The 26570-nt window shown below is 63.0% G+C and carries 23 protein-coding genes and 1 riboswitch; of the genes, 7 read left to right on the top strand and 16 right to left on the bottom strand.

Annotated elements, in window-relative coordinates:
• Positions 1 to 85: 85 nt before the first annotated feature.
• The 3 genes from ACZ5J0_RS06615 to ACZ5J0_RS06605 all read right to left on the bottom strand — a co-directional run bounded on the left by ACZ5J0_RS06615 (position 86) and on the right by ACZ5J0_RS06605 (position 3552).
• The gene (locus ACZ5J0_RS06615; RefSeq protein ID WP_464094453.1) at positions 86 to 1048 is read right to left on the bottom strand and encodes a GNAT family N-acetyltransferase; all 963 of its coding nucleotides are present in this window, start codon (positions 1046 to 1048) and stop codon (positions 86 to 88) included.
• A gap of 2 nt (positions 1049 to 1050) precedes the next feature.
• The gene (locus ACZ5J0_RS06610; RefSeq protein ID WP_142939731.1) at positions 1051 to 2436 is read right to left on the bottom strand and encodes a glycine--tRNA ligase; all 1386 of its coding nucleotides are present in this window, start codon (positions 2434 to 2436) and stop codon (positions 1051 to 1053) included.
• Between the two features lie 111 nt (positions 2437 to 2547).
• On the bottom strand, positions 2548 to 3552 hold the full coding sequence (locus ACZ5J0_RS06605; RefSeq protein ID WP_142939732.1) for a DMT family transporter: 1005 nt from the start codon (positions 3550 to 3552) through the stop codon (positions 2548 to 2550).
• Positions 3553 to 3575: 23 nt separating this feature from the next.
• Between ACZ5J0_RS06605 and ACZ5J0_RS06600 the strand changes: the two genes are divergently transcribed.
• Entirely contained in the window at positions 3576 to 3803 is a 228-nt protein-coding gene (locus tag ACZ5J0_RS06600) for an RNA-binding S4 domain-containing protein (protein WP_062067368.1), read from the top strand.
• 67 nt (positions 3804 to 3870) lie between these two features.
• Here ACZ5J0_RS06600 and ACZ5J0_RS06595 read toward each other — a convergent pair whose 3' ends face one another.
• Positions 3871 to 4521, bottom strand: coding sequence for an alpha/beta hydrolase (locus ACZ5J0_RS06595; RefSeq protein WP_142939733.1), 651 nt, complete (start codon positions 4519 to 4521; stop codon positions 3871 to 3873).
• 70 nt (positions 4522 to 4591) lie between these two features.
• On the opposite strand from ACZ5J0_RS06595, the gene ACZ5J0_RS06590 reads away from it, so the two are divergent.
• From ACZ5J0_RS06590 to ACZ5J0_RS06580, 3 genes are all read left to right on the top strand, one after another.
• A complete protein-coding gene (locus ACZ5J0_RS06590; protein WP_464094452.1) occupies positions 4592 to 5455 on the top strand; it encodes an SGNH/GDSL hydrolase family protein in 864 nt (287 codons plus the stop codon).
• Positions 5456 to 5484: 29 nt separating this feature from the next.
• Positions 5485 to 6660, top strand: a complete 1176-nt coding sequence (locus ACZ5J0_RS06585) for a winged helix DNA-binding domain-containing protein (protein WP_464094451.1) — start codon at positions 5485 to 5487, stop codon at positions 6658 to 6660.
• Positions 6661 to 6741: 81 nt separating this feature from the next.
• Positions 6742 to 7191, top strand: coding sequence for a hypothetical protein (locus ACZ5J0_RS06580; protein ID WP_464094450.1), 450 nt, complete (start codon positions 6742 to 6744; stop codon positions 7189 to 7191).
• A gap of 54 nt (positions 7192 to 7245) precedes the next feature.
• Here ACZ5J0_RS06580 and metX read toward each other — a convergent pair whose 3' ends face one another.
• Together metX and ACZ5J0_RS06570 are read right to left on the bottom strand one after the other, a co-directional pair.
• A complete protein-coding gene (metX, locus tag ACZ5J0_RS06575; RefSeq protein WP_223942153.1) occupies positions 7246 to 8367 on the bottom strand; it encodes a homoserine O-acetyltransferase MetX in 1122 nt (373 codons plus the stop codon).
• Positions 8368 to 8382: 15 nt separating this feature from the next.
• A riboswitch (SAM riboswitch) is annotated at positions 8383 to 8499 on the bottom strand.
• A 162-nt stretch (positions 8500 to 8661) separates the two neighbouring features.
• A complete protein-coding gene (locus ACZ5J0_RS06570; RefSeq protein WP_223942152.1) occupies positions 8662 to 9978 on the bottom strand; it encodes a bifunctional o-acetylhomoserine/o-acetylserine sulfhydrylase in 1317 nt (438 codons plus the stop codon).
• A 224-nt stretch (positions 9979 to 10202) separates the two neighbouring features.
• Between ACZ5J0_RS06570 and ACZ5J0_RS06565 the strand changes: the two genes are divergently transcribed.
• Positions 10203 to 10841, top strand: a complete 639-nt coding sequence (locus tag ACZ5J0_RS06565; protein ID WP_043469963.1) for a VOC family protein — start codon at positions 10203 to 10205, stop codon at positions 10839 to 10841.
• A gap of 85 nt (positions 10842 to 10926) precedes the next feature.
• Here ACZ5J0_RS06565 and ACZ5J0_RS06560 read toward each other — a convergent pair whose 3' ends face one another.
• Positions 10927 to 11700 (bottom strand): CPBP family intramembrane glutamic endopeptidase, encoded by a 774-nt coding sequence (locus tag ACZ5J0_RS06560; RefSeq protein WP_166843058.1) that lies wholly within the window; start codon positions 11698 to 11700, stop codon positions 10927 to 10929.
• Between the two features lie 89 nt (positions 11701 to 11789).
• On the opposite strand from ACZ5J0_RS06560, the gene ACZ5J0_RS06555 reads away from it, so the two are divergent.
• Complete coding sequence (locus ACZ5J0_RS06555; protein ID WP_142939740.1) at positions 11790 to 12470, top strand: histidine phosphatase family protein; 681 nt, start codon at positions 11790 to 11792, stop codon at positions 12468 to 12470.
• Between the two features lie 20 nt (positions 12471 to 12490).
• Here ACZ5J0_RS06555 and ACZ5J0_RS06550 read toward each other — a convergent pair whose 3' ends face one another.
• The 5 genes from ACZ5J0_RS06550 to ACZ5J0_RS06530 are packed head-to-tail and all read right to left on the bottom strand — an operon-like array spanning position 12491 to position 16971.
• Positions 12491 to 13282, bottom strand: a complete 792-nt coding sequence (locus tag ACZ5J0_RS06550; protein WP_166843056.1) for a DeoR/GlpR family DNA-binding transcription regulator — start codon at positions 13280 to 13282, stop codon at positions 12491 to 12493.
• Between the two features lie 24 nt (positions 13283 to 13306).
• Positions 13307 to 14161: a class II fructose-bisphosphate aldolase gene (locus tag ACZ5J0_RS06545; RefSeq protein ID WP_142939742.1), complete on the bottom strand. Its 855-nt coding sequence runs from the start codon at positions 14159 to 14161 to the stop codon at positions 13307 to 13309.
• Positions 14143 to 15111, bottom strand: coding sequence for a 1-phosphofructokinase family hexose kinase (locus ACZ5J0_RS06540; RefSeq protein WP_464094449.1), 969 nt, complete (start codon positions 15109 to 15111; stop codon positions 14143 to 14145). Before ACZ5J0_RS06540 ends, ACZ5J0_RS06545 begins: the two co-directional genes overlap by 19 nt.
• A complete protein-coding gene (locus ACZ5J0_RS06535) occupies positions 15108 to 16043 on the bottom strand; it encodes an ROK family protein (RefSeq protein ID WP_142939744.1) in 936 nt (311 codons plus the stop codon). The genes ACZ5J0_RS06540 and ACZ5J0_RS06535 overlap by 4 nt, the downstream gene beginning before the upstream one ends.
• A gap of 10 nt (positions 16044 to 16053) precedes the next feature.
• On the bottom strand, positions 16054 to 16971 hold the full coding sequence (locus ACZ5J0_RS06530) for an SIS domain-containing protein (RefSeq protein ID WP_142939745.1): 918 nt from the start codon (positions 16969 to 16971) through the stop codon (positions 16054 to 16056).
• A 275-nt stretch (positions 16972 to 17246) separates the two neighbouring features.
• On the opposite strand from ACZ5J0_RS06530, the gene ACZ5J0_RS06525 reads away from it, so the two are divergent.
• Entirely contained in the window at positions 17247 to 21635 is a 4389-nt protein-coding gene (locus ACZ5J0_RS06525; RefSeq protein WP_464094448.1) for an endo-alpha-N-acetylgalactosaminidase family protein, read from the top strand.
• Positions 21636 to 21702: 67 nt separating this feature from the next.
• Here the strand turns inward: ACZ5J0_RS06525 and hutI are convergent, their stop codons facing one another.
• The 4 genes from hutI to tdh all read right to left on the bottom strand — a co-directional run bounded on the left by hutI (position 21703) and on the right by tdh (position 26520).
• Positions 21703 to 22932 carry an imidazolonepropionase gene (gene hutI, locus ACZ5J0_RS06520; protein ID WP_464094447.1) on the bottom strand — a complete coding sequence of 410 codons (1230 nt, stop codon included), beginning with the start codon at positions 22930 to 22932 and terminating at the stop codon, positions 21703 to 21705.
• A gap of 11 nt (positions 22933 to 22943) precedes the next feature.
• On the bottom strand, positions 22944 to 24041 hold the full coding sequence (locus ACZ5J0_RS06515) for an NAD(P)/FAD-dependent oxidoreductase (RefSeq protein WP_464094446.1): 1098 nt from the start codon (positions 24039 to 24041) through the stop codon (positions 22944 to 22946).
• A 202-nt stretch (positions 24042 to 24243) separates the two neighbouring features.
• Positions 24244 to 25437: a glycine C-acetyltransferase gene (locus tag ACZ5J0_RS06510; RefSeq protein ID WP_142939751.1), complete on the bottom strand. Its 1194-nt coding sequence runs from the start codon at positions 25435 to 25437 to the stop codon at positions 24244 to 24246.
• A 36-nt stretch (positions 25438 to 25473) separates the two neighbouring features.
• A complete protein-coding gene (tdh, locus tag ACZ5J0_RS06505) occupies positions 25474 to 26520 on the bottom strand; it encodes an L-threonine 3-dehydrogenase (protein ID WP_142939752.1) in 1047 nt (348 codons plus the stop codon).
• Between the last annotated feature and the right edge of the window lie 50 nt (positions 26521 to 26570).

The following is a 26570-nucleotide window of genomic DNA, read 5'->3' as shown; positions in this document are numbered from 1 at the left end:
GCGGGCACAGCTGCATTTAAACGCAGGATCCCACGCGGCCCGCGGGATGCGGGCAACGTGGGATCCGGGCGTGCCGAAGATGTGGTCAGTCGCTGACAATCAGGGTGTCTGCGCCCCGCACATGGGCTTTTCCGGATTCCAACAGCGGATCAAGAACCGTGCGAAGCGCCGTCATGGACTCGTCAACTTCCAGCAAGACCGGATGCTGGTAGGCAATGAGTGCCAGCAGGTCCCGGACCGCGGCCGCTGCTTCCTCGGCGGACAGCAGGGGATCGTGTCCAAGGAAGACATCAGACGGCTCGTCGGAATTGCCTTGGGCGTAGCTGATGGCGAACGCCTGGATCTTACCTTTCCGGCTGGCAGGAACGCCGCGGCCGAACGCACTCGCTTTGGGTGCGCGCAGGACGATTGCCCCGTGCGCGCCGGTCAGGTCATGCAGGAACAAACGCTGCACTGTGGCAATGCTCAGCTCTCCGGGGCTGTCCCAGTGGTGGACGTGGGAGTAGTACTTGCCCACCACGTCGCTCAGTTCCACCGAACCTGTAGCCAGGTCTTCCACGCGCTCTGAGGCGGCTTCCTCGGAACCGTCGCCAAAACGCGGCAGGGACAACGGCTCTGGCTTCACCACCACCAGTTGCGAGCGCTGAATGGGCGAAAGTCCCGCTGCCGCAGCAAATGCAGCACCGGCAGTGTCCGGCTCCACCTTGCTGCGCAATTTGGAAACGCCCGACGGCGAGTTCCCGGCTTCCCGGCGGAGCATGGTCAGCAGGGTTGCACCAACGCCTTCACGGCGGTGGTCCTTGGCAACCTCGACGTACGCCCAGAGCCGTTCCGGGTGCAGTGAAGCCTCATGGACAACACCTGCAGCGACGGGAATCCGTACGCCATCCACCACGTCTTCGGCCACGATGCAGCGGCGCCAGGGCTGGTTGCTGGAAGGTGCCAGGGCTGCACGGAACTGCTCTGCGGGGAGTGTTTCCGGGCCGCCCCAGATCTCCAGGAGGGCGAGGTCATCGCCTTCCTTCCATTCGCGGTAATCCAAAGCCACGGCTAGGCGCCGATCAGGCGTGCTGCAAGGTAGCCCTCAACCTTGTCCAGGGACACACGTTCCTGGCTCATGGTGTCGCGCTCACGAATGGTGACGGCCTGGTCTTCCAGGGTGTCGAAGTCCACGGTGATACAGAAGGGAGTACCGATTTCGTCCTGGCGACGGTAGCGGCGGCCGATGGCACCGGCGTCGTCAAAGTCGATGTTCCAGTTCTTACGCAGCTGGGCGCCCAGTGCCTTTGCCTTCGGAGACAGGTCCTCGTTACGGCTCAGCGGGAGCACGGCGGCCTTGACCGGAGCCAGGCGCGGATCCAGTTTCAGCACGGTGCGGACGTCGACGCCGCCCTTGGCGTTGGGTGCCTCGTCCTCGGTGTAAGCGTCGATCAGGAAGGCCATGAAGGAGCGGGTCAGGCCGGCGGCGGGCTCGATCACGTACGGGGTGTAACGCTCGTTGGTGGCCTGGTTGAAGTAGCTCAGGTCCGTGCCGGAGGCCTTGGCGTGGGTGGAGAGATCGAAGTCCGTGCGGTTGGCGATGCCCTCAAGCTCGCCCCACTCGGAGCCCTGGAAACCAAAGCGGTATTCGATGTCCGTGGTGCCCTTGGAGTAGTGGCTGAGCTTCTCCAGCGGGTGCTCAAAGAATCGGAGGTTGTCTTCACGGATGCCCAGGCCCGTGTACCAGGACATGCGTTCCTTCATCCAGTACTGGTGCCATTCTTCGTCCGTGCCGGGCTCGACGAAGAATTCCATTTCCATCTGCTCGAATTCGCGGGTACGGAAAATGAAGTTGCCCGGCGTGATTTCGTTACGGAACGACTTACCGATCTGGCCGATGCCGAACGGCGGCTTCTTCCGGGATGTGGTCAGGACGTTGTTGAAGTTCACAAAAATGCCCTGGGCCGTTTCGGGACGAAGGTAGTGCATGCCTTCGTCGCTGGCCACCGGGCCGAGGAAGGTCTTCAGCAGACCGGAGAATTCCTGGGGCTCTGTCCACTGTCCGCGGGTGCCGCAGTTTGCGCAGACGATGTCCGCCAGGCCATTTTCTGCCGGGCGGCCCTTCTTTTCCTCGTACTCTTCCTCGAGGTGGTCGGCACGGTAGCGCTTGTGACAGGAAAGGCACTCAACCAGGGGGTCGGAGAAAACCTCCACGTGGCCGGATGCTTCCCATACCTGGCGGGGAAGGATGACCGAGGAGTCCAGGCCTACAACATCTTCGCGGCCGCGAACCATGCTCTGCCACCACTGGCGCTTGATGTTTTCCTTCAGCTCCGCACCGAGGGGACCGTAGTCCCACGCAGAACGGGAGCCACCATAGATTTCACCGGCCTGGAAGACAAAGCCCCTCCGCTTGGAGAGTGAAATGACCTGGTCAAGGACGGATTTTGCTGCCATGGGTAACTCCATTTGTTCTACAGGGCCGCTGGGTGCGGTCCGCGGTGGTTTGCCCCGGAATCCGGACGAGGTTGTCCGGCGGGGTGCTGGGGGAAAGTTGTTCCTCTAACCCTACCGGCCTTTGGCCGTTGATCTTCGTGCGAATGCTCCCTTGGGCCAGGGCAACGTGGCCACGATGATCGCAATGAGCGTCAGCACCGTACCCAGCACCGTGGGCAAGGCGACCACCGCTCCGGGACTGGGGATCACGACGTCGAGCACCAACGATCCCACCAGTTGCCCGGCGATCATGCCCAAACCCGTGATCAGGACGCCCAAGCTGCGGACCAGCAGGGCCGCCAGTCCAATGAAGAGGCAGCCCATGGGGCCACCAAGGTAGTACCACCACTCACCGGGCAGCGGATTACCCGGCCCGGCCACGGACAGCTTGATGATCCACGCGATCCACAAGATGGCTGACCCGGCAATGAAGTTCACCAGGGTGGCGGCGATGGGCGTCCCATAATGCACTGTGGCAGTGCCGTTCATAGCCTGCTGGAAGCTCATGAAGAAACCGGCGGCCAACGGCAGGAGGACCGGCAAAACGAGCGAGGCGACGTCGGCGTCGCCGCCGAACCGCGGTGAAACAGCCCATGCGACGGCGGCCACGGTCAGGACACTGCCAAGGACCCGAACTCCGGTGATGGCGCGTTTTCCTCCCGGGCCGATTCCCATGCGGTCCACGAGCAAGCCACTGAGCGTTTGTCCCGTAACGGCCGCGACCGTGAACAACGCAACGCCCAACAGGGCAACCGTGAACGACTGGGCAAAGACGAACAGAGCGCCAATGGCACCGGCCATGACATAGAAGCGGGGAAAACTGCGGTTCCGGACAGCAGGAATGATCCGCTGCAGGCCGGCCCTGCCCCTGGGCGTGGCAAGGGAGATGGCGCTGATGAGCAGGAGCCCTGTGGTGAAGCTCACCACAGATGCGGCGATGCCGTCGTCCAGTTTCGCGCCGAGGGCCCCGTTGATCCTTGCTTGAAGCGGGATGACCAGGCCTGTCGCTACGGCAATAGGGAGGCCAATGACCAGCGGGAGGGTGGGACGGGGAGAAGGCTGCGGCACCGTCACCACACTACTTCAGGCATCATTGCTCTATGAGCAACCCCGAAATTGAAGAGATCCCCATCCGCGACGACATGATCCGCCTGGGCCAGCTGTTGAAGCTCGCCAATCTGGTGGAGGACGGCGTTGAAGCCACGGAGCTCATCAAGAACGGGTTGGTTAAGGTCAACAACGAAATTGATGACCGCCGCGGACGCCAACTCCACGTCGGAGATACCGTCACCGTCAACGGCCAGACGGTCCGGATCACCGCAGCCTGACGCACTGAGATTTTGTACAGATAACGCCCTCCAGAATGGCTCTTAGGGGCGTTATCTGTACAAAAACTCAATCAGTGAGGACCTTATGGGTGAGGAACTCGCCCACGTGTCCGATCTCCTGCTGGTTGATGCCGTGCCACATCCCCGTGTAGAGCACTTTGGTGAGGTCAACGTGCTTGCGCACCCAACCCATGGTGTATTCGATCTTGTCTTGGGTGATGACGGGATCCTGCTGGTCACGGCCCCAGAACATGGGCAACGATCCGTCCAGTTCACTGTCCCGGAAGGCGGCGTCAGCGCCGGCGTCGATCACGAAGCCTGAAAGCCCGACGACGGCGGCGAAGTCCGCGGGACGGTAGCGGAGCATGGTGGTGGCCATGGCCATGCCCATGGAGAAGCCCAGCAATGTCACCGACGAGTGGTTCGCTTTGACCGTGTCCAGCCATTCGAGCGCATACTCGGCTGCGTGCTTCACGGCGTCCAGCGAGTAGTCGATGGATGCTGTCAGGGGGAACCACGTAAAGCCCGGCCCCATGGGCATCGGCGCGCGAAGGGCAGCCACTACGAAGCCTTCGGGAAGCAACCCGGCCAAGCTGAAGAGGTCCTCCTCGTTGGAGCCGTAGCCGTGCAGCAGGACCAACAGCGGCTTGCCTGCGCGCTCGGCTTCATCGTGGGACCACAGGACAACGGGGGCTGGAAAGGCGGGTGCTTCAGTCATGGCTCCATTCTTGCAGTTACCCACAAGTAACAACCTACGGTGGCGTAGGGTCGACGTCACGGGGCAGGATATGAGCGTGAGTGAGAACAATCCATTACTGAAGCCGGGCGAGCCCGTCCCGGAGCCCCACGAACCCGTTCAAAACCACCCGTGGACCCGATACGTGGCCCTGGGTGACTCCTTCACCGAGGGCATCGGCGATCCCGAACCCCGGAACCCGGGCGGCCACCGTGGTTGGGCGGATCGAGTGGCCGAGGAATTGGGCCGCGGTCAAGAGGACTTCGCCTATGCCAACCTTGCCATCCGTGGCAGGCTGCTGCAGCAGATCATCGATGAACAAGTGGGCCCGTGTTTGGAACTGCAGCCGGACCTGGTGTCCATTTCGGCTGGCGGCAACGACCTCATCCGCCCAGGCGGGGATCCCGACCTATTGGCCGAAAAGCTCGACGCCGCTGTGGCTGAGCTGAGCTCCGGCGGCGCTACCGTGGTCCTTTTCAACGGCCCGGACACGGCAGCATCGGTTCTGGGGCGTATCCGCGGCAAGGTTGCCATTTACAACGAGAACCTCCGGACCGTGGCTGCACGCCACGACGCCATCATCGCGGACATGTGGTCCTTGCGGCAGCTGGCAGACCCCCAAATGTGGGATGCCGACCGCCTGCATTTCTCCCCGCTGGGCCACCACACCATCGCCATGATGGTGCTGGACGCACTGAACGTCCACCACACTCTTGAGCCCCTGATGCCAAAGTCCCTGCCGCCGCGCACGTGGCGTGAGGCGAGGTCTTCGGACCTCGTCTGGGCCCGCGAGTACTTTGTCCCATGGGTGATCCGGAGGCTTCGGCATCGGTCCTCCGGCGATGGCATCAGTCCAAAACGTCCGACGCCGGGTCCCGTCTTCGGTTCCACCGGCACCCTGTTGCCACGCCGCTGACGTGACGCTTCTTCGCCGCGAGGTCCGCCATGCCGGGTGGTAGCTCCCTGTCCGCGGAGAGCGTCCGGCGGATACGGCTCCGGCGGCAACAACTGCGGGCCCCCCACGCCGGAGGCCCCGCGGACGTGGTCCGTAACCTCCTGGCCGTCCAGTCACAGGAGTTCGCTTATGCGAGGTGGACCCTTGCGCAGAGAAGCTCCGCCGGCTCGCCACCGGTGGTCACGGCCGCGGACGTGGAGCAGGCCGTAGCGGACGGAACCATCCTGCGGACACACATCCTCCGCCCCACCTGGCACTTCGTGCACCGGGACGACCTCGGCTGGTTGATGGGATTGTCCGCAGAGCGCCTCCACCAAGGCAACAAAGGCATGTACCGCCAGACGGGAATCGATGAGGACGCTGCTACCGCAAGCGGCCGGATCCTGGCCGCGGCCGTGGCGGACGGGGCCCACAAAACGCGGGAGGAACTGGCCGCAGTCCTGGGACAAGCCGGCTTCCCCAGCAAGGGCCTGGGCTTCATCTATCACCTCATGCACGCAGAAATCAGCCGTGTCCTGGTCAGCGGCTCCCCCGTCCGTTCCGCCGGCGGCGCCCTGAAACAAACGTATGCCTTGTTCGAGGAACGCGTTCCCGGGTTCCTAACCTCACCGTTGGCCGGGGAGGATCGTGAACAGGCACTTGGGCAATTGGCGCTGCGATACTTCAGCAGCCGGGGCCCCGCAACAGTCAAAGACTGTGCGGTGTGGTCCGGGTTGACCATGAAAGACGTGAAGCGGGGAATCGATGTGGCTGAGGAGATCTCCCCCGGGAGCCTGGGCACTGTTCACTTTGATGGCCTGGAGTTTTATCTGGCATCTGAAGAAGTGGGGGCTCTCACCAACGGCCACCATTCTTCAGCGATCCAGGACGGCGGGCTCCCCCGCCTGGACCTCATCCAGTGCTACGACGAATACGTGATGGGCTACTCACAGTCCCGGCACTTCCTTGGTGGAACGGCTCCCTACTTCCCCGAGGACAACGGACCCATGCACGTGGTCCTGGTGGACGGCAGGCTGGCCGGATGGTGGCGCCACGGTTTCTCCGGAGGGGCCTGCGAACTCGATGTCCGCATGAACCGGCCGGCAACTGCGGAAGAGCAGGACGCCTTGCAGGCCGAGGCGGATCGTTACGGCCTGTTCCTGGGCATGGAGACCAAGCTGGTGTGAAATAGCCGGGGCTTGTTCCGGGAGACGGGCCGCGTCCAGGTGGCAGGACTAAGCTGGGTTAAGACCTAGGAGGCCTGCACTGTGAACAATCTGATCTTCTGGATCATCGTCTGCTCGTGGCTGATTCCCCTCGGAATCCGCATGTACAACCGCTCCCGGGCGCGCCGGATCCAGAACGACACCTTCCGCGGCCCGGGGTACCCGCCGCAGAACCTGCCGGGCCCGGGGTATCCGCCGCAGAATTACCAGCAGCAGGAGTACCCGGGACAGGGCTACCCCGGGCAAAGGTACCCTTCGCCGGGCTACCCGGGCTACCCGTCCGAGCCCACCGTCATCCGCCCTGTGGATGACGCGCCGCAGTCCGTGCCGCCGTCGAACCCGTCCTCCCCCACCCCGTTCGCCTCGACGAGCGGGTCCGAGCCGCAAGGATACCGGGCTCGCAAGCTGGCCGAGCTGGATACAAAATTCAGCAACGGCGAGATCGCCATGGAGGATTACATGCGGCAGCGCGGCGAGATCATGAATGGCTGAACTGCCTGGCATCGGACGTTCCTTGCCGTTTAAGCAGGGTCAGCACACCAGCGTTTAGGCGAAAAACGCTTCGCGGAGCTGGGCTGAGAGCTGGCCGATTTCGGTGAGGAAGCCATCATGGCCGATCGGCGCTTCAATGACGTGGACCGGCACCTCGCCAGGCAGCGCAGCGGCCAGTTCCCGGGACTGGGCCGGGAAGTAGAGCCTGTCACTGTCCACTGCCGCCACGAAGAACTCCGCCGTGGCACCCGAAAGCGCCGCTTCCAACGATCCGCGCCCCCTGGTGACGTCGTGGGACATCAGTGCCTCGGTGATGGCGATGTAGCTGTTGGCGTCAAAGCGGCGGACCAGTTTGGTTCCTTGGTGGTCCAGGTAGCTTTCCACCTGATACCGGCCCCGCTCGCCCAATGCTGCGGCGGCGAGCGGAGTCTCCTGGTGCTGGGCTTGCCGGCCAAAGCGGACGTCCAGCTCCAGTGCCGAGCGGTAGGTGATGTGGGCGATGCGCCGGGCCAAAGCCAAACCGTGCTCAGGCGCGGGGCCACCGTAGTAGTCGCCGTTGTTGAAATTCGGGTCCTGCCTGATGGCCAGGGTTTGTGCTTGGGCAAAAGCAATCTGCTCGGCCGTGCTGTAGGCGCCTACTGCGATGACTGCGCAGCGTTTGACCCGATGGGGGTATGTCACAGCCCACTCAAGGGCGCGTGCGCCGCCCATGGATCCGCCCAATACGGCGTGCCAGGCGTCGATTCCCAGGGTATCGGCGAGGCGCGACTCTGCCTCTGTGCTGTCGCGCAGGGTGACCAGCGGGAATCGCGAGCCCCACGGGCGTCCGTCCGGGGCTTCGGATGATGGACCGGTGCTGCCGTAACAGCCGCCCACGATGTTGATGGAGATGACAAAGAACTTGTTGGTGTCGATGGTGGCACCCGGACCAACGAGTTGCTCCCACCATCCTTCCTCGTCCGTGGCTCCGCGGGCTACGTGCGTACTGCCGGTGAGTGCGTGCTGGATGAGCACCGCGTTGGAGGCATCCGCGTTCAGCTGCCCCCAGGTCTCATAGGCGAGTACGACGTCGGGGAGGAATCCGCCGGCTTCAAGTTCCAGTGGGCCTATGCCGGCGTACTTGACGGTTCCATCTTCTTCTCCGGATTTTGGAAGGGCTGTAGCAGTAATGGTCATTCCTTTGACACCTTAACCTCGCGCTTGCCCGTCGCCTTGCGTGCGAACAGGCCAGGTCTTCACCCGGGGCACCCCACCGCGGAGGAGGGTTGCCGGCCAGCAAGCCGGGGCTGTGTGCTGGCACTCATGACCTAATACGAAGAGTCTAGGAAACACAGGGGGGTTCTGGCGAAGAATGTGACAACAGTGTGACGGTCAAAGGTCATTTCGTTCGCCTACGAGCACCGCCACTGCCGCCCGGCGAATTTTCGTCGGCGCGGGCGGCAGTCGGTCTGGTGCGTTGGGCCGTGGGCGTCAGGCGCCCTTGGCAGCCCGGAATCCGGCTTCGAGGTCCGCGATGATGTCATCTACGTGCTCGATACCGACGGACAAGCGCACCAGGCCCGGGTTGACGCCCGCAACAAGTTGCTGCTCCGCGGTCAGCTGACTGTGCGTCGTCGACGCCGGGTGGATGACCAGCGAGCGGACGTCACCTATGTTGGCAACGTGCGAGTGCAGTTCCAGACCATCCACAAAACGCTTGCCCGCTTCCACGCCACCCTTGATGTTGAAGGCAACGATTGCCCCCGTGCCCTTGGGTCCGTACTTCCGGCCACGGTCATACCACGGGCTGGATGGCAGGCCCGCGTAGGCGACCGATTCGACGTCGTCGTGGCTTTCAAGCCACTCAGCCACCTTGGTGGCGTTCGCTACGTGACGCTCCACGCGCAGGCTCAAGGTCTCCAACCCCTGGGCAATGAGGAAGGCGTTGAACGGAGACACGGCCGAGCCGAGATCACGAAGCAACTGGACGCGGGCCTTGAGGATGTAGGAGAGGTTGGCACCCAACGCACCGTCCTTGCCGAGGTCCCTGGCGTAAACCAGCCCGTTGTAGCTGGGGTCCGGGGTGTTGAAGCCGGGGAAGCGTTCCGGGTCCTTGCCGAAGTCGAAGTTGCCGGAGTCCACAATCACACCGGCAATTGCGGAACCGTGACCGCCCAGATACTTGGTTGCCGAGTGGACCACAATGTCAGCGCCCCACTCGATGGGACGAATGAGGTACGGCGTTGACAGGGTGTTGTCCACGATCAGGGGCACGCCGGCCTCGTGGGCGACGCGTGCGATGCCCTCGATGTCCAGCACGTCCTGCCGAGGGTTGGAGACAACCTCGCCGAAGAACAGCTTGGTGTTCGGCTGGACGGCGTCACGCCACTGATCCAGGTTGTCCGGGTCCTCCACGAAGGTGACTGAGATGCCGAATTTCTTCAGAGTGTGTGCAAGCAAGTTGTAGGTGCCGCCGTACAGGCTGGGGCTCGCCACGATGTGGTCGCCGGCCTCAGCGATGTTCAGGATGGCGAACGTCTCCGCGGCTTGTCCTGAGCTAAGCAGGAGTGCTCCCAGGCCACCTTCCAGGCTCGCGATCCGCTGCTCCACGGCATCCTGCGTCGGGTTGCCGATCCGGGTGTAGATGGGTGCGAGCTCCGCCAGGGCGAAGCGGTTGGCAGCGCTCTCGGCACTGGGGAACACGAAGGACGTGGTCTGGTAGATGGGAAGCGAGCGCGCTCCGGTGGCTGAGTCCGGCTCCTGGCCTGCGTGGATTTGGCGGGTTTCGAAAGACCATCCTTGGGACATGGAGTTCTCCTGTTCGTGACGCATGGGTTTGGCAGCAGTGTGGTGCAGCTGAACTGGGGCCAGTCTAGGAACTGTCCGGAAGTCAGAACAGCTTTATGACGCCGATGGAATCTTTCGGTCTCTTCGCGTCCTCGCATGACGCCCATAGCGAAAATTACACAGATCCCACCTTAGTTAGGCTTGACTTAGCTGAGACACTGATCACAAAGTGCCAAGATGAAGCCATGCGCATGGATCACGTCTCTTACGCCTGTGAACGAGATGGCCTTTTGGCCACTACCGAACGAATTTCCGCGGCATTGGGAGTGGACGCTGTCCGGGGCGGAGTGCACCCGCGCTTCGGTACCCGGAACATGATCATTCCCCTCGCGGATAACAAATACCTGGAAGTTGTGGAGGTCCTGGACCACCCTGCTTCCGACAAAGCACCCTTTGGCCAAGCCGTCCGTGCACGGTCGGCTGCCGGTGGAGGTTGGATGGGCTGGTGCGTCGCCGTTGATGACCTCGCCCCGTTCGAGGACCGCCTTGGCCGCTCCGCCGTTCCGGGCAACCGCAAGTTCCCTGACGGCCGCGAATTGGTGTGGCAGCAGATTGGTATCCTCGGCTTGATCGCCGATCCCCAGGTGCCGTACCTGCTCAAGTGGGAGGGCGACCCCTCACTTCACCCGTCCAGGATTTACGAGAGCGACGTCAAGATGTCCAGCCTCACCATTGCGGGCTCGGCTGAACGCGTCACCGAGTGGTTGGGTGAGCCGGTGGAAAAGCCGCTTGAGGATGTCGCAGTCCAGTGGATGGCACCGCACGGCACCCCCGGCATCCTGGCTGTCACTTTCGAAACCGCTACTGGAGCCGTCACCATCTAAAGCAGTTCCATCCAAACTTCGGCCGCCATCAGCGGGTGCCAATGACGTCACCCAGCGATGGCGGCCGAATACCTTTAACACCCCTCTAACCGAGGCCTATCGCCTTGCCGAACAGGCTGAAACCTACGAACGCTACGATGTCCAGCAATGCATGGGCAATCACCAAAGGCATGACCCGCTTGGTCTTGGTATAGATCCACGCGAACACCAACCCCATGACCACGTTGCCGATGAACGGCCCAAAACCTTGGTACAGGTGGTAGCTCCCCCGCAGGAGGGCACTGACCACAATGGCTACCGGCATGCTCCATCCGAACTTGCCAAAACGGTCCATGAGGTAGCCCACCACGATCACTTCTTCCACGATCGCGTGGCGCATGGCCGAGAGGATCAGCACTGGCACCGTCCACCAATAGGCGTCCAGGCCGCTGGGCACAATCGCCGTGGTGATGCCCAGGGCGCGGCCGGCGGCGTACAGGCCGAGCGAGGGGATTCCAATCACAGCCGCCAGGCCAAGACCCTGAAGAAGGTCCTTGCCGGGACGGGCAAAGTTGAAGCCGAGCCGTGCGAACGCTGAGCCACCGCCACCGTCCTTGTGTCCGGGTGCGTGGGTGGACAGAAAGTAGAACACCAAGGCCACCGGCACCAGAGCGAACACGATGTCCAGGAGTTGGTACGTGAGGTCAAAGTACTCGCGCGTGCTCTGGGAGCGGTTCAGCGTTGATGTGGCATCTGCCAACGGTGCCCGGGACATTTTGTCCAGCAGCTGCACTACGGAGTAAACGGCCGACTGGCCCAGGGACAAACCCAGCACAATAAGTACTTCGGCTCGCAGCCGTCGACGGGAAGCAAGGAACATGTTCCTATCTTGCCCTTACTCCCTGCCACTTTGCCGGGAACAGCGCACCTTGCCGGACCTGGCACGGCAGCCACCCTATGCTTGGTGGGATGGGCGCCCCTGAGAGAATCTTCATGATCCGGCATGGACAGTCTGCCGCTAATGCCGACACCTCCATCTACAACCGTGTGCCGGACTACCGCATCCCGCTGACGGACTTAGGCGTGGAGCAGGCGAGGATTGCCGGGGAACATTTGCGCCGAAAGCTCGATGGTGAGCAGGTCTGCGTCTACGTCTCCCCCTACCTGCGTGCCTATCAGACCCTTGAAGCCATGAACCTCGGCTCCCTGGTGGAGAGGGTCATAGAGGAACCCAGGCTTCGCGAACAGGACTGGGCAAACTTTCAAATCGCCGGGGAGATCGAGGACCAAAAGGAACTGCGCAACCTCTACGGCCACTTCTTCTACCGGTTCCGCGAGGGCGAGTCCGGCTCGGATGTGTACGACCGGGTGTCATCGTTCATGGAGACGCTGTACCGGCACTGGCAGAAGCCTACGTACGCCCCCAACACCCTCCTGGTGACTCACGGGCTGACCATGCGCCTGTTCTGCATGCGATGGTTCCACTGGACCGTGGAATACTTCGAATCGCTCAACAACCCGGACAACGCCGAGCTACGCACCTTGATAAAGAACGACGACGACCAGTACAGCCTGGATATACCGTTCAGCCAGTGGGTGCCCAGGGAGGTAGACGACTCGGTCCTGCACGCACCAAGGATGCGCTTCTAGCTTCTCCTTGCGGCCAAATATCAGCTGGCTGGCGCGACGATGACTTCCGTTCCCTTGGCTTCAAACGCCGCTTTGTTTTCGGCGCTGATGCCGGAGTCCGTGATGAGGTGCCTAAAATCGTAGCCGGCCATGGCGGCGAAGGAACGGCGGCCCACTTTTGAGGAATCGGCCACCACATAGGACTCTGTTGCCCGGCGTGCCATCACGGTGTTGACCATGGCTTCGCCTTCGTCCGTAATGGTGGGGCCAAGATCCGGGTCCACGCCGTTGACGCCAATGAACGCAATATCCAGGGCAACTTTCTGCATGATGACGTCCGTGTACGGACCCACCAGTTCATAGGAGCGCGGATTGAGGATCCCACCGGTGACCATGATTTTGATGTTCGGCCGGACAGCCAACTGTGAGGCGATGTTGATCGCATTGGTGACCACGGTAAGGGTGGGTGTGTGGGATGGCGCGTTGAGGTCTTCCCGTGTGGAGAGCACCTGAGCCAATGCCGTGTTGGTGGTACCGCCGCTGAGGCCAATGACTGCACCGGGACGGATCAACGCTGAAGCGGCCAAAGCAATCTCCTGCTTGGCCTCGGCGTGGTCGTCCCGGTTGTACCGGCCGGGAAGGTCGTAGGCGACGGACCCGGTGGTTGCACCGCCGCGGGTGCGGCTCAGCAGCCGCTGCTTGGCAAGGCTGTCAAGATCCCTACGGGCCGTGGCAGGTGACACGCCCAGGCGGGTCACGATGTCCTCGACTTCCACGTGGCCGGACTCGGCCAGGAGGTCGAGTATGGCAGTCAGCCGATCGGTGCGGGTCATGACAAGCCTTTCGCGGGTTCGGCGCTAATTCGCTTTGGCGAACAGCGTCAGCATACGTGCAGACTCCAGCACAAGGGCTTCACGGCCGGCCTTGATGTATTTCCGGGAATCCACCACTGCAGGATTGGCATCGAGATACTCACGGACGGCGCGGGTAAAGAACCCGTTCAAATGTGTGGATACGTTGATCTTAGTCATACCCGCGCGGATAGCGGCTATGAGCATGTCATCTGACACACCGGATGAGCCGTGGAGGACCAGTGGTTTTCCCACCGCTGTCTTCAGCCTGGTGATGAGGTGCAGATCCAGGGCGGCACTGCGTTCGGTCATGGCGTGGGATGAGCCAACCGCCACGGCCAGGGCGTCCACGCCTGTTGCCTCGACGAACGCCCGGGCTTCGTCGGGGTCTGTTCTGACACCGGGAGCGTGTGCTCCGTCTTTACCACCCACTTTTCCCAGCTCGGCCTCCACGTAAACACCGCGTTTGTGGGCGTAGGCGGCAACCCTTCGCGTGACTTCCACATTCGAACCGTAGGGCAGATGCGCGCCGTCGTACATGACGGAACCGAAACCGAGGTCCACAGCGGCCAGCGCAAGGTCTTCGGATTCTGCATGGTCCAGGTGGAGGGCAACAGGGACAGCGGCTGAGCGGGCGATGGCCAGTGCTGCCGATGCGATGGGCTCAAGTCCACCATGGTACTTGGCGCAGTTCTCGGAAATCTGCAGGATCAACGGCACGCCGGCTGCCTCAGCCCCTGCCACCAGGCCTTCGGCGGTTTCGATGTGAATGATGTTGAAGGCGCCCTGGCCCGCGCCAGCTGACGCGGCCCTGTCCATGAGTTCCCGTGTATTGACCAGGGTCACCGGGTCTCCTTCCATGTGACGATCAATTGCTCTTGAAGTTCCTGGTACCGCGGTGAGATTTCGCCTGCGGCGGGCATGAGAACGGCCGCGGCCGACCATGCGGTGGCACGGCGAAGAATGTCGCGGGGCTCGGTAACGCCTTCGGCGAGTGCGACGGCGGCAGCCGCCACACCGGCGTCGCCCGCCCCTGTGGGGTTGCCGCTGAGCGCTTCCGGCAGCCGTGCGCTCCAGTAGCCGCCCGGGGCGGCGTGGTCGAAGGCGAGCATGCCGTCCGCGCCGGCGCTGACCAGGACCGTGCGGGCACCCATATCGATGAGCGCGAGGGCCGCTGCTTCCAGGCTGGACTCCCCCGTCGCCTCAGCGAGCTCGTGATGGTTCGGTTTGAGGATGTCGGCGCCGGCTTTGGCTGCGGCGATGATCCCGGGACCGGAGGTGTCTATGATGGCCGGGATACCGGCGTCGTGGGCCAAGCGAACCAGTTCCGGGTAGAAATCCGCGGGAGCGCCCGGTGGCAGGCTTCCCGAACCGACCAGGACAGAGGCCTGCAGGTTTCTATTTCCGCTGACCGCCTCAACTACGGCGATCCGAAGTGAGCGCCAATCGTCCGGCAGGAGCGACTGTCCCTCCTCATTGAAAATGGACGTTTCTCCGGCAACGGTGTCCACCAGCGCTATGCTGCGACGGGTCTCGGCGGCCACACCCACCAGGGTGTGCGGCACGCCGCTGGTCCACAGCTCGGCTGCCAGGGTCTGTCCTGCCGCGCCGCCCGTAGGGGCAATGGCGAGGACGGGGTAGCCGAGTTGGTGGGTGACCCGGGCTACGTTGATGCCCTTGCCGCCGGCACGGCTCAAAGGGGTGGGTACGCGGTGGCTTGAGCCCTCGGTGATCCCGTGGACGGTGTAGGTCATGTCGATCGCCGGATTGGCAGTGACGGTGATGATGCGGTTCACGTTGGCTCGCTTCATTGTGCACCTCCTAACACTGCCCTGGCGTTCATGGCCGCACCAAGCAAGCCTGCGTCCTGTCCCAGCTGGGCACGGATGAGCTGGGGCCGACGCTGAAAGTCCAGGATCCCGTCAACCCGCTTGCGGAGCGGCTCCAGCAGTTCGTCGCCGGCTTCGGCGAGTCCGCCGCCAATCACCACGGCTTCAGTTCCAATGATGTTCACGCATTGGCAGATGGTGAAAGCAAGGGCATCAACGGCATCGTCCCAAACGCGTGCAGCGACTGTGTCTCCTGCGCTCGCCCTAAGCAGGACCCCGCGTGCACCGTTCACCCGGTTTCCCGATGCCCGGTGGTACCGCTTGGCAATGGCGCCGGCCGAGCCTACTGCTTCCAGGATGGTGGAACCGGTGGCGCCGGGGGCGGCGTCGGGGTCCGGTACCTGGGCATGGCCGAGTTCGCCGGCGAAACCGCCGGCGGTGACAGCCTTGCCGCCGGAGAACACGGCTGCGGCGATGCCGGTACCTACCACCATCACCACAACATCGTTGAACTCTTTGGACCCGCCGAAGCTGTGTTCAACAGCTGCAGCGGAACGGACATCGTGGTCGAATGCGACGGGGATGCCGAGCCGCTTTTCGGCTTCAGCTTTGAACGGGAAGTTCCGCCATCCGAGGTTGGCGGAGTAGATACCCACTCCGGCCACGGAGTCCACAATCCCGGGGACAATGATGCCTGCTGCCTCGGCGGGGGCTTCGGGAAACTCCGAGGCCAACTCGGCTTTAAGCTCGGCCAGCCTGTCCAGGACGGCTTCGCCGGGGCGGGCCGGATCAAGGGGCGTGGGGACGCGGCGCATGCCCAGGACAGCACCCCTGGCGTCCACCAAACCTGCCTTGATGTCCGTCCCGCCAACGTCGAAGGACAGGACCGGTGAATTTGCGGCTCCGAGAACCATGATGGGATGCCTAGGCGGAGGCGTCGAGAATAACGGAGCGCGTCAGGTTGCGGGGCAGGTCCGGATTCAGGCCACGGACGCGTGCACGCTCCAGGGTTACCTTATGGACACGTGCCAGTTCAGCCAACGGGTGCTTAGCCGTGGTGATGTAGAGCGCGCCCGTGACGGCCATGTCAGCGTCCAAGCCCTCGGGCTGGTTTCCGAACAACCAGGTGACGCGGCCGGGGGCGGCGATGGAGATAGGGCCGTGACGGTATTCCTTGGCCGGGTAGGACTCGGTCCACCCTTGGACTGCCTCGCGCATTTTCAGTCCGGCTTCATGGGCCAGCCCAACCGTCCAACCGGTACCGAGGAAGGTGAATTGCTCAGCATCGAGCAGTTCCCGGGAGACCTCTGCCGTCACTGCGTCACGGGCATCCTCGATTGCCTGCTGTACGTCAATGTTCAGGCTGGTCAGCAAATAAACCAGCGCCGTGGTGGCGAAGCGGGTTTGCACCACTGAACGCTCATCGGCATATGGGAGGCCAACCACGACGTCCGCCAGCTCGACGATCGGTGAGGAGGTGTCGCCGATGATCGCAACGGTGGGGACGATCCCCCTCAGCTCAGCCAGAATCTCCAGCACCTCAGTGGTGGTACCTGAGCGCGTGATGGCCACAACGGCGTCGTACTGGCGGTCGGCACTGTTGCTGTTCAGGAAGGCCTCGGACGCTGCGAACGCATCCGTGACCCCTTTACCAGCGGATTCGCGTGCAGCGGCGTAGCTCTGGGCCATGAACCAGGACGTGCCACAACCGATCACGGCGATGCGCTTGCCGTCGGCGGGAAGCAATTGCTCCGCACGGGCTTGCTCCACGGCGCGCTGCCAAACTTCGGGCTGGGATACCAGCTCTTCTTCCATGAAGGCGCCCAGTGTGTTCTCGCTCATCGTGTATCCCGCTCCCGCTCAGCCAAATGACGTTTTCTGATCTATAGAAACACTAAACGATCATTTTCGATCTCACAAGGATCACCTGAGTGCAAGGACCACGCAATCAGCGAGCACGTGACAGAGGGGTATCAAAACGGGGAAAACGTGTTCTCTGATGTGCACTTAAGTTAACCGGCTGTTAACTATTGTCAATTCCTGTCTCATGCAGCAGTGTTGGTCAGGTCCGAAAGAACATGATTGTAAATCGCTTGGAAAAATCAAGAAGGAGCATAATGCCCCGCTTGTCATCCCCTGGACGCCTCGCCTCATTGAGTTTGGCCTGCGTCGTCGCCTCATCCTCTTTAGGTCTGCTGGCCATCCCGCCCGCTGCCGCAGCCCCCACCACCCAACCAGCAGATATCGTCAGCGCTGCCGACACTGCCACCATCACCTCAGGCGAACTCCACGTTGACGTCGCCACCACTTTCCCTCAAGTCCTCGGCTACACGGACGCTGCAAGCAAAGCCCGCCTCGACGGCACCACCACCCGACTCACCACCATCACGCTCAATGGCACGGAGTACACAGTCTCCGGAACATCCTCCGCCTCCGGGGAAGAGGCAAGGGACTACGTCCTTACGGTTCCCGAGTTCGGCAACACCGTGCTCAAGGCCCGGCTTTCAGTGAAGAAGAACGTGGTCTCCTTCAACATCACGGAAATCAAGGACTCCGCGGAACACCAAGTCAGAACCCTGCAACTCCCCCGGATGAACCTGGTGACCGTAAGCTCCACGCAGCAAGGATCCCAGGTGTCCACGGCAAACCTTTCCGTGGACCGGAGCGTGACGGGAGACGAGTTCACGCCCATCACGGCGTCCACTCCTTTGGATGCCGCTGCCAAGAGTTCGGCCTACGCGCTGGCCAACACTGCTTCCTTGGGTGCCGCCGTCGAATCCAACGCTTTATATGACACGTCCTCCGGGCCCGGTTCGAAGGACCGCGGCCGCTTTTGGCGCCAAGCCATCAGCGACGGGGCAGGCGGAGTGTCCATGGGCGTGGCCAGCGGCCAGTGGCTCTACCGGGCCGAGGGCTCCACCACTACCGAGGAACTCCCCTGGACCCGCGTCGCCATCACCTCTGACGCCAACAACGACGGCGGCGTGGACTGGCAGGACGCCGCAATCGCCATGAGGTCCATCCAGGTCAGCCCCAACAAGGGTGAACAGACCCCGGACAATGTGATCACCCACATCCCGTTCAACTTCGCCTCGCAGGCAACCCACCCGTTCCTGCGCACCCTTGATGACGTGAAGCGCATCTCCCTGGCCACCGACGGGCTCGGACAAGTAGCCATGCTCAAGGGCTACACCAGCGAAGGCCACGACTCTGCCAACACGGATTACGGCAACAACTTCAACACCCGCGCAGGCGGCCTCGGGGACTTGAACACGTTGGTCAAGGAAGGCAAGGAATGGAACGCCAGTTTCGGCGTCCACATCAACGCCACTGAGATCTACCCTGAAGCGAAGTCCTTCAGCGAAGACCTCCTGCGGGCAGATAAGGGCCTGGGCTGGAACTGGCTGGACCAGTCGTACTACATGAACCAGCGCCAGGACATTAACTCCGGCAAGCTCGCCCAGCGCATCAAGGAACTTCGCGAGGCCACAGACAAGAACCTGGACTTCGTGTACGTGGACGTCTACTACGAGTTCGGCTGGCTCGCCGAACGGCTTCAGCAGGAACTCGTCAAGAACGGGTTCCGTGTGGGCTCCGAATGGACCGACCACCTGTCCCGGAACAACACCTGGTCCCACTGGGCCAACGACGAAAAATACGGTGGCTCCACCAACAAGGGCATCAATTCCCAAATCCTGCGCTTCATCAACAACACCCAGTCAGACGTCTGGAACCCCGATCCCAAGCTCGGCGTAAGCCACATCGTGGAGTTCGAAGGCTGGACGGGACAGAACGACTTCAACGCCTTCAGCGAGAACGTCTGGACCGCCAACGTGCCGGCGAAGTTCCTCCAGCACCACCCCATCACCAAGTGGACTGCAGAGCGGATCGACCTCGCCGATGGTGTGGCCGTCACTGGAAACACCGCCGAGGAACGCAACATCACCGTGGGCGGCGCATCCGTATTGCAGGGTGGAACCTACCTCTTGCCGTGGTCCTCCAAGGAGAACGGCAAGGCTGACAAGCTCTACCACTACAACCCCGCCGGTGGCGCCAGCACCTGGACCCTTACTCAGGACTTCGCCAAGTCCAGTTCGCTGGAACTGTTCAAGCTGACCGACAACGGACGTGTGAAAGTGGCCGACGTCCCCGTGGTCAACGGACAGGTTACCGTCACGGCCGACCCCAAGCAGGCCTACGTCCTTGCCCCGAAGAACAACAAGGCCGACCTGCCCAAGAACGCCGACTTCGGCGAGGGCACCGCTTTCAACGATCCCGGCTTCAACGGCGCAGACCTCTCCCCATGGACCCCCACGGGCACTGTCACCCAGGTCCGCGACGACAAAGGCCGCCGTTTCGCCGAGATGGGGGCATCGCCGTCGTCGATCAGCCAGGAAGTAAAACTGGACGCAGGAACCCAATCCGTCAGCGCCTGGATTGAAATCCAGCCGGGCAAGAACCGTCCCACCACGCTCTCCGTCAGCGTCGACGGCAAGACCGAAAGCGTCACTATCGATTCGTCCAACGCGGAAAACTACGTGGCCGGCGACGAAAAGCACGGGACCGCATTCCAGCGTGTGCGGGTGTTGGTGGACGTGCCGCGGAACAACACCAAAGCCACAGTTTCAGTGAAAGCGGCCGACGGCGATGCCACGGTACGCGTCGATGACTTCCGGGCGGTGAAAACCACCCGGGTGGCCACCACCGGTGTGCTCAGCGAAGACTTCGAAAACGTGGACCAAGGCTGGGGGCCGTTCGTCAAGGGCGACGCCGGAGGTTCCACGGATCCACGCACCCACATCACCGAACGCCACGAACCCTTCACCCAAAAGGGCTGGGACACCAACGTGATCGACGAAGTACTGGACGGCACGTGGTCGCTGATCGCCCATGACGAAAACCTCGCTCCCAACGGCGGCCCGGGCCTGGTCTACCGCACCACCGAGGCATCCGTGCCGTTCCAAGCGGGCCACAAATACAGGGTGTCCTTCGACTACCAGAACTCCAAAGCCGGGCAGTACGCCTGGGTTTCCGGTTATGACTCGCAGGCAGGCCCGGCCGTGACGGCCAGCCAGCCCATCGACGCGAAGACGTCCACCGCGCGGTTCGAGCAGATCCTGGACACGGGCTTCTGTGGAGACTACTTTGTGGGGCTGCAGCGCACGGGCAGCTCGAACGGTTCTGATTTCACGTTGGACAACTTCCTGGTGGAAGACCTGGGCGCCTCGGAAGCCGTCCCGGCCTGTGCCCAACTCTCGGCAGAACTTCAGAGCGACGTAGTCCAGCAAGGCAAGGCCCAGGAGTTCGTCACCACATTTGTGTCCGACGAACCGGCAGCCATCAGTGACCTCGCCGTTGCTTTGGAACTGCCTGAAGGCTGGACGGCAACTCCTTCCACACCGTCTTCCGCGGACACCCTCCCCGCCGGCGGTACGCTCACCACCACATGGAAGATCACCGCACCCGCTTCTGCTGATGGCGACTACCCCATCACGGCCAAGGCAAGCTACACCACTACTGCTTCGCCCGCGGGAGGCCGAACCATCAGCACCACCACCACCGTGCGGACACTGCCCAAGCCGCCCCAGGCCACCGTGTTCGCCAGCGACCACCCTTGGGTCAGCTCCACCAACGGCTGGGGACCTGTTGAAAAGGACCAATCCAACGGCGGAACCGGGGCCGGCGACGGAACGCCACTCACCCTGAACGGAACCGTCTACGCCAAAGGCCTGGGAGCCCACGCCAACGGTACTGTCCGCTACTATCTCGGCGGCTACTGCACCGCCTTCACAGCAACAGTGGGAATTGATGACGCCCAACCGACGCGGGGCAGCGTGAAGTTCTCCGTGGTAGCCGACGGCACCACCAAGGTCACCACACCCATACTTGGAGCCACCAGCGCTCCCCTGCCACTGACCGTGGACGTCACCGGCGCCCAATACGTTGAACTGGTAGCCAACGACGCCGGCGACTCCAACGGCAACGACCACGCAGACTGGGCCGATGCCAAGTTCACCTGTTCGACCACCCCGCAGGAACCTCCGGCCCCCGTCCTCTCCGGCAGCGTCTTCGCATCGGACCTCCCATGGATCGGCAGCACCAACGGCTGGGGCCCCGCCGAACGGGACCGGGCCAATGGCGAGCAAAACGCCGGTGACGGACCAGCATTGCGGCTGGACGGCGTCGAATATGCCAAAGGCATTGGAGTCCACGCCGACTCGAAAATCAGCATCGCCACCGAAGCCAAATGCAACGCCTTCACCGCCTCGGTGGGAGTGGACGACGCCAAGCTGAACAAAGGCCTGCACGGATCAGTGGTGTTCATCGTCAAGGGCGATGGCCGCGAACTCCTCCGCACGCCCGTCCTCAGCGCCGATTCCGCAGCACTACCCCTCAACGTGGACATCACAGGTGTCCAGAACGTCGAGTTGATCGCCGACAAGAACGGCGACGACGCTGGCGACGACTGGGGCGACTGGGCGGACGCGAAGTTCAGCTGCGCATAGTCCATCTTTCCCTCAGTAAAGAAGGGCGGCGTTCCCACCGGAACGCCGCCCCTGTCTTGTGGTTGTGCTAGACAGCCCGGACGCCCGCCCGCCACACCGAATGAGTCAGGGGAATCCCGGGACGGTAGGCCAAGTGCGTGGCCGACGGCGCCTTCAGCATATGCAGGTCTGCGCGATGTCCGACGACCAGCGAACCCACCGCCCGTTCGCCGTCGACGTCGTTCCCCGACTCCCTGCCCAGCGCCAAGGCGCCGCCGTACGTCGCCGCCCGGACGGCCTCGTGAACACTCAAACGCATCTGGAGCACCGCAGTGGTCACGCAGAACGCCATTGAACTGGTGTACGAGGTCCCCGGATTGCAGTTGGCAGCCAGAGCGATCTGCACGCCGGCGTCAATCAGTGCACGGCCCGGGGCAAAGGGCTGGCGGGTGGACAGATCGCATGCGGGAAGGCACGTAGCAACCGTGCCTCTGGTGCCGCTCCCCGTTGCCGGATCCCAGCCAGCCCACGATTCCGCGAGCGCCAGGACGTCCTTATCCGACAGGTAATTCACATGGTCCACGCTCGCAGCCGCGAACTCCACAGCCAGGGCCACACCGGGCCCCTCGCCCAACTGGTTGCCGTGGACCCGCAGCCCCAGGCCAGCGTCGCGCGCAGCCGTCAGGACCCGACGCGACTGATCCTCCGTGAAGGCCCCGCGCTCGCAGAAGACGTCCGCCCAGCGGACGTGCGGCAGGACGGCGTCGAGCATGGGGCCGCACACCAGATCGGTGTACTCCTCCGGATCGGAGCCGTTGGGGACCAGGTGTGCACCAAGGTAGGTGACCTCGTCCACTTCAGCTGCAGCGATGCGGGCGCTGCGGGCCTCGTTCTCCACGTCCAAGCCGTAGCCGGTCTTGCTCTCCAAATACGTGGTTCCCTGCGAGACCGCCTCAGCCACGCGGTCGCGCACCAGGCGGGTCAGTTCGTCGTCGCTGACGCTGCGCGTGGCACCCGTGGTGACGGCGATGCCGCCGGCACTGTAGCTTTCACCAGCCATGCGGGCTTCGAACTCCGCCGTGCGGTCCCCGGCGAAGACAAGGTGCGAGTGCGAATCAACCCAACCGGGCAGGACGGCTCGGCCCTGGGCGTCGATCTTTTCGTCAGCCGCGGGGGCGTCCTTACTGGTCCCCAACCACGCGATGCGCTCTCCTTCGATCACCATCGCCGCATCCTTGAGGACCCGATGCTCCAGGTCCTGGGTCATCAATTCGCCGATGTTGGTGATGAGGGTGGTGGTTGGATTGGTTGCGCTCATGACCCTATTGTTCAGCGCCGAATGGACCAACGTGCGGCCGCGAGCTGCTCCGCTGTCCGGGATTCCGGACTGTCGGGCGTGACGTCGCCGAGGATGAGTGCTGCGGCCAGCTCCGCGATGGCGGAGGATGTCTGGAAACCGTAGCCACCTTGTCCGGCGAGCCAGAAGAAGCCGGATGCTTCGGCGTCGAACCCCACCACAGGGATTCCGTCCGCGGCTTCTGTCCTGAGGCCCGTCCATGCGCGGTCCACAGAACGGATGCCCAGCGATGTTACAGCGTTGAGCTTGCCGATCAACGCCTCCACGTCACCGGGGTAGGGTTTCGCGTCCTCCGCGCCGCTGGGCACGGTTTCCGACGGCGATATCAGCACTTGGTTGCCCTCGGCGCGGAAGTAGAACGAATCGTCAGCTGCACAAACCATGGGTGTTTCCGGCGTCAACGGGTTCTGGACGTTTACGATCGCGGCGGTCCGCCGATAGGGTTGCAGGCCCAGCTTCTCCACGCCGCTGATGACAGCCAGTTCATCGGCCCACGCACCTGCCGCATTAACCACGACGCCGGACTGAAAGCCTTCGGTGCCCGCCCCCACTTGCCAGCCGCTCCCCAGACGCTGGGCCGAGTGAACTTTGGCCCCGGTGATAATGTCCACGCCCGCAGCTTCTGCGGTCCGGCGGTGATCGTCCAGCAACAACGGGGCGTTGCAGCCGAAGGAACCGTTGTCCAACCCTGCGGCTGTGAACGAATCCGGGTTGAGGGCCGGGCACAGCTGCATGGCTTCTTCGTGGGTGATGGTGTGCATGTTGCCGCTAGCCTCTGCACGCACGGTTTCCTCGTCGCCCACCAGCATGAAGCCGCGCGGATTGAGAATTGGTTCTGCTGCCTCCGCGTCCCGTTCTGCCAGCATTTCGAGTGTGCGGATGGTCAGGTCCTGAACCACTGCCGGACCATAACTGGGGATCAGCTGCCGGGCCGAGCGCGAGGAAGTGTGGAAGGCCAGGGTTTGCTCCGCCTCTACAAGGGCCACAGTGCACTTGCCTGCCAGGGCTGCTGCCAAGGACAGTCCCCCGATGCCGCCGCCAACGATTACCACGTCATAATTCGAAGCCATAGCTCCATCCTGTCAGACCGTAGCCGGGCGTGGACATCTTGGCCCACGGCAATCCCGCCAACCCCACGCTCTCTCACTTGCCACAAGGAAGTGAGAGAGCGATCGGCTGGAACCCGCGGGACATGAGAGAGCGTCCGGCCCAAACACGCGGGACGTGAGAGAGCGATCGGCTGGAACCCGCGGGACGTGAGAGAGCGACTGCCTAGGCGACCGCGGCGCGACTCTTGACGAACGCCTGAACGCAGGCTTCGACGTCGTCCGCGCTGTGCGCGGCCGAGAGCTGCACGCGGATCCGGGCCACGCCCTTGGGAACCACCGGGAAGCTGAAGGCAGTGACGAAGACGCCGTTGTTGAGCATCTCGTCAGCGACCCTGGCAGCTACAACGGCATCGCCGAACATGACGGGGATGATGGCGTGCTCGCCGTCGAGGAGCTCGAAGCCTTCCTCGCTCATGCGGCGCCGGAACAGCGCTGCGTTCTCGAACAAGCGGGTCCGCAGCTCGCCGGATTCCTGCACGAGCTCGATCGCCTTGATGGTGGCCGCAACAATGGCCGGGGCAAGCGAGTTGGAGAACAGGTAGGGGCGGGCCTTCTGGCGAAGCATTGCCACGATCTCGCCACGGCCGGAGACGTAACCACCCGAGGCGCCACCGAGGGCCTTGCCGAAGGTACCGGTGTAGATGTCCACGCGTTCAGAAACACCGGCGTGCTCCGGAGTGCCGGCGCCGGTGGGGCCCATGAAGCCGACGGCGTGGGAGTCGTCCACCATGACCAAGGCGTCGTGCTTCTCCGCGAGATCGCAAATAGCTTCGAGCGGTGCGAGGTAGCCGTCCATGGAAAAGACACCATCGGTGACGATGATTTTCCGGCGGGACCCCTCGGCCTCAACCAGCTTGGCTTCGAGATCTGCCATGTCCTGGTTGGCGTAGCGGAAGCGCTTGGCCTTGCTGAGGCGGATGCCGTCGATGATGGAGGCGTGGTTCAGGGAGTCGGAGATGATGGCGTCTTCAGGGCCAAAGAGCGACTCAAACACGCCGCCGTTGGCATCGAAGCAGCTGGAGAACAGGATAGTGTCCTCGGTGCCCAGGAACTTGGAGACGCGGGTTTCGAGTTCCAGGTGCAGGTCCTGGGTTCCGCAGATGAACCGAACGGACGCCATACCAAAACCGCGCTCATCCATGGCGGACTTGGCTGCGGCGATGATCTCCGGGTGGTCGGCCAGGCCCAGGTAGTTGTTTGCGCAGAAGTTCAGGACCTTGTTGGCCGGCTGGCCAAGCTGGCCGGCTGCGATGTGGCTGGCCTGCGGGGAATCGATGTGGCGTTCGGTCTTGAAGAGGCCGGCGCTCCGGATCTCGTCGAGTTCGCCCTGGAGTTGGTCTTTGATGGCTGAATACATGGTGCTCCTCAGTACGTCTGAAAGTCGGGGGATCTCTTAGAGTTCAGTCCAGTCAAGGACCACTTTGCCGCCCGTACCGTTGCGGGCAATTTCGAAGCCCTTTTCCCAGTCCTTGGCGGACAGCTTGTCCGTCACGACAGCGGAAATGCTGCGGTGCAGCACGGGGTTGGAGGACAGCATGGCGCTCATGGCGTACCAGGTTTCGAACATCTCGCGACCGTAGATGCCCTTGAGCGTCAGCATGTGCGTGACTACCTTGCCCCAGTCGATGTCGATGGACTGGCTGGGAAGGCCCAGCATGGCGATCCGGCCACCGTGGTTCATGTTGTCGATCATCTCAGGCAGCGCGGTGGGGTGTCCCGACATTTCCAGACCGATGTCGAAACCTTCGCGCATGCCCAGTTCCTGCTGTGCTTCACGGACCCGCATCTTGGACACGTCCACGGCGAGGTCAACGCCCATCTGGCGCGCGAGCTCCAGGCGCGGAGCTGAGACGTCCGTGATGGCGATCTTTCGTGCACCTGCGTGGCGGGCGACAGCGATTGCCATCAGGCCGATAGGTCCGGCGCCCGTGATGAGCACATCCTCGCCGACCAGCGGGAAGCTGAGGGCAGTATGGACTGCGTTGCCGAAGGGATCGAAGATGGCGCCAAGTTCCGGGGTGACAGATTCGTCCTGGTGGACCCAGGCGTTGGTCTCCGGGATGACGACGTATTCGGCAAACGCACCATCGCGCTGCACGCCAACGGATACCGTGTGGATGCACATCTGACGGCGACCGGCACGGCAGTTGCGGCAGATTCCGCACACTACGTGACCTTCGCCGGAGACTCTGTCCCCAACTTTGACGTCGCGGACGTCCTCGCCGATTTCCACTACTTCGCCATAGAACTCGTGGCCGGCAATGAGGGGCGCTTCGATGATGCCCTGGGCCCAGGCGTCCCAGCTTTGAATGTGGAGGTCCGTGCCGCAGATGCCGGTGGTCATCACGCGGATCTTGACGTCGCCGGAGCCCGCTTCAGGCTCGGGACGTTCGACCAGTTCGAACCCTTCGTGGGGTCCGGATTTGTAGAGAGCCTTCATGGGATTCCTCACTGCCAGGGCCGCTTCGCTGCTGCTGCATCCATTAGAGC

The sequence above is a fragment of the Arthrobacter sp. DualSoilB13 genome (assembly GCF_055389195.1).
Note: the sequence above shows the minus strand (reverse complement) of the source record. Positions and strands in the feature narration are given on the sequence as shown.